The following is a 3,372-nucleotide window of genomic DNA, read 5'->3' as shown; positions in this document are numbered from 1 at the left end:
TGCTCACTCCAGTAAACTAAGTCTCCGTCATATGGGGACTTAGTCCCTGGGACCATCTTGTGCTTATTTTGTCTGTACCCTACTTCTGGGAATGCTTTATTACATAGCTCAGTTGCTTGATGGCTACTCACTTTCTTTTCCTTTCGGAATTTCCGGTGTGCCGTTTTGCTCATGAACCATAGGTTGTCCCGGGAGCTTCCCATATCACACCATTTGTGATAGTGTCGCCACCCTCTTACAATAGGGGCTAACTTTTTAGCCTTGACTTTTGCACCATAATTCGAGCTGTTGACCACGGTTTTGATTTTCTCGCGTATTTTCCTGTGATTGTCCACTGAGGGAGTGCAATGGAATTTTCCGTTGTGCTTGACTCGCATGTGCCAGCCAAGGAAGTCAAATCCGTCTGTCGTTTTGGTTACTTTGGTCTTTTCTTGACTGATTTCGAGACCCCGTTCGTCTAAGAATTTTTCCACTTTTCTGAGGATTTTTTCGGCGTCATCTTTTGGTTTTAGGAAGATTACCATGTCGTCCGCATACCGGACTGATGGGTGTATATCTTCTATTCCATCAAGTGCGATGTTGGCGAGTAGTGGGCTGACCACGCCTCCCTGGGGCGTTCCTTGTTCGTGGAATTCCGGGCAGATGCCAGCTTTTAAACATCTGAATATCCCCATCTTCAGATTAGCTGGTGCTAACAACCTATCCATGATGGATTTGTGGGAGATTCGGTCAAAACACTTTTTGATGTCTAATTCAATGACCCTTTTTTTGATACCATTATTTGATGCATTCAGGTGGCTGAATACGTATTTTTGGGCATCTTGCGCACTACGTCCAGTTCTAAACCCGTAACTCCGGGCGTGAAAGGTTGCTTCGTGCGCAGGTTCGAGGGCGTATTTTACTAGACATTGCCAGGCTCTATCGGCGATGGTTGGTATTTTTAACATCCGGATTTTCCCATTCTTTTTGGGAATTGGTACTTCCCGTAGTCCGCTATGAACCCAGATGTGGCCATAGTGGTTCGTAAGCATTCAGGTGATGGGGTTGACAAAAAGGGAAGGATGAGTAGTAGTGTAGAACCATGGAAATCAAACCGCCAGCTATCCCAAATAGCTTTGAAGCTCTGGAACTGCTGCCCCAATCAGTTCTGGTGGAGCTGGTGCTGCAACAGCAACAAGTGATTGAACAACTGATTGGGGAGGTGGAACGCCTCAAAAGTCTGTTGAACAAAGACAGCCAGACTTCATCAAAACCCCCATCAAGTGATTTAATCAGAAGGTCAGAAAAAAAACCGTCGAAGGAATCAGATTCGCAGAAACGAAAACCAGGAGGACAACCAGGACACAAAGGGAAAACCCGAAAAGGATTTGGGCGGGTTGACCGATATGTAGTAGTCGAACCTCAAAGTTGTCCGATCTGTCAGGGAAATCAGTGGGAAAGTAGGGATTGCTCAACCCGAAGCTATGTGGTGGCTCAACTGGTAGAGCATCCGATCGAAATTGTAGAGTACCAGCAGAGGCGACGGATATGTAATCACTGTGGGACTCTGGTTGGGGGAGAGTTACCCGAGAATGTCATTGCAGGACAAGACTTGTCAGCTAACTTGCAGGCAATGCTGGTTTGGTTGGGACACTACGGTCATTTGTCTTATCAAAAGCAACAGGAATGGTTGCAAGAGTTTGGGAACATCGAGGTAAGTTTAGGAACTTTAGAAGCCACCACCCGGCGAGTCGCCTCTGCCGTTACTCCACATGTGAGTGAATTAAAAGAGTGGGTCAAGAATCAAACTCATGTCCACGTTGACGAGTCTCCATGGTTGGTCAATGGGGTGAAAGAATGGATGTGGGTGCTTTCAGGATACGGATATAGTTTGTTTCATGCCGGGGACACTCGTTCAAGAGCCGAACTTGAATATCTACTTGGTCAGAGTTTTGCAGGAGTCCTCAGTTCCGACGATTTTAGCGTCTACAACGGTTATAAAGTTGCAGCTCAACAAAAGTGTCTGGCTCATCTACGACGACATTTTCAGCAAGTCGCTCGTCTGAAACAGCCTCACCAACAAGGCTTGGGTCAAGCCTTTATTGAGTTGATTGATGAAGCCTTTGCCCAACACCGTCAGTGGCGTGAGACTGGTGAGGCATCAGTTTATGCTTCTTGGGCTGAGTCTTTCAAGGGGCGAGTAACTGAAGCAATTGAGAGCTGGAGTTCAAGAGCTGGTCATGCTGCGGGGTTGTTGCTCAAGTCTTTGAGGCACAAGTCCGAGCAATGGTGGTATTTCCTAGACTACCCACAAGTCCCACCCGATAATAATCGGGCAGAGCGCTCTTTGCGTTTGGCAGTGACTAAGCGTAAAGTCGCAGGGGGGTCTCGCTCCTGGAATGGGTTTGAGCGTTCAGCAACATTATTAAGTGTGATTCAGTCTTGTCGTGCTCAAGGGCGTAATACCATAAAGTTCCTGAGTCAGGCTGTGTCCTTAGCAGTCAGGCAGCGTTCTCACGAATTGTCTCTGATTCCGCTTTTGAAGTGAGTGGGGTGACTTTGTCAATCTCTACACCTGAATGCTTACCTGAATACTAATGATGTTGATGCCGGAGATAGCCATACTTATAAATTATTACATGATGCTAAAGGTCGCTTTAAAATTGATGGCAATCAACTAAAAGTCAAGAATGGCAACCTCTTAGACTTTGATGACAACTCTAGTCATGATCTCAAAATCCGCACCACCGACTCCGGGGGTGAAAGCTACGATAAAACGTTCACCATTGACGTCCTTAACCAGAATCTTGCTCCGACGGATATCAGCCTTGATCGGAACAGTGTCAAGGAATTCAGTAACAATGGCACTACCATTGCTAGGCTGAATACTAATGATGTTGATGCCGGAGATACCCATACCTATGAGTTATTAGATGATGCTCAAGGTCGCTTTAAAATTGATGGCAATCAACTAAAAGTCAAGAATGGCAACCTCTTAGAGCTGATTTATAAAGTGGATATTAAGAGGTGAGACGGCTGAGCATAAGTCGTACCATAGCGCCATAAATCATGGCCTCACTGACTTCAGGCAGGAGTTCATAATCTTTGCTCAGACGACGATAGCGTCCTAACCAACCAAAGGTACGTTCTACTACCCAGCGTCTTGGTAAAACCTTAAATTCAGATTCCGTACGCTTAACGTTCCTCTTCCTCAGCACCGCAAAGGTTGGCTACAACACCAGCTTGCGCGTTGGCCACTATAGCCCTGGTCAACCCAAATTAATTGCAAACTAGAACAGTCAAAACTTTCTTCCATCAATGCTGCCCCAGCTCCGACTCGATCTTGACCGTTGGCTTGCTGTGACTACCACACTTAACAGCAATCCTTGGGTA

The 3,372-nt window shown here is 46.3% G+C and carries 3 protein-coding genes and 1 pseudogene; 1 reads left to right on the top strand and 3 read right to left on the bottom strand.

The features are described 5' to 3' along the window. The coding region (locus F6K53_RS35950) for a reverse transcriptase domain-containing protein (protein ID WP_293084190.1) at positions 1–1,031 on the bottom strand (1,031 nt) is incomplete at its 3' end. A 50-nt stretch (positions 1,032–1,081) separates the two neighbouring features. On the opposite strand from F6K53_RS35950, the gene F6K53_RS35945 reads away from it, so the two are divergent. Beyond that, entirely contained in the window at positions 1,082–2,527 is a 1,446-nt protein-coding gene (locus F6K53_RS35945; protein ID WP_293084187.1) for an IS66 family transposase, read from the top strand. 153 nt (positions 2,528–2,680) lie between these two features. Here the strand turns inward: F6K53_RS35945 and F6K53_RS35940 are convergent, their stop codons facing one another. Both F6K53_RS35940 and F6K53_RS35935 read right to left on the bottom strand, forming a co-directional pair. Then, entirely contained in the window at positions 2,681–2,896 is a 216-nt protein-coding gene (locus tag F6K53_RS35940; RefSeq protein WP_293084184.1) for a hypothetical protein, read from the bottom strand. Positions 2,897–2,999: 103 nt separating this feature from the next. Then, positions 3,000–3,158 (bottom strand): annotated as a pseudogene (locus F6K53_RS35935) (transposase); the annotation flags it as partial. Positions 3,159–3,372 lie beyond the last annotated feature (214 nt).

Origin of the sequence: Moorena sp. SIO4A1 (genome assembly GCF_010672065.1) — a bacterium.
Lineage (GTDB): Bacteria > Cyanobacteriota > Cyanobacteriia > Cyanobacteriales > Coleofasciculaceae > Moorena.
Note: the sequence above shows the minus strand (reverse complement) of the source record. Positions and strands in the feature narration are given on the sequence as shown.

Excerpts from the sequence above, each read along its gene's own strand:
- F6K53_RS35945 (WP_293084187.1), top strand. The coding sequence starts at position 1,082 with ATGGAAATCAAACCGCCAGCTATCCCAAATAGCTTTGAAGCTCTGGAA.
- F6K53_RS35940 (WP_293084184.1), bottom strand. The coding sequence starts at position 2,896 with ATGGGTATCTCCGGCATCAACATCATTAGTATTCAGCCTAGCAATGGT.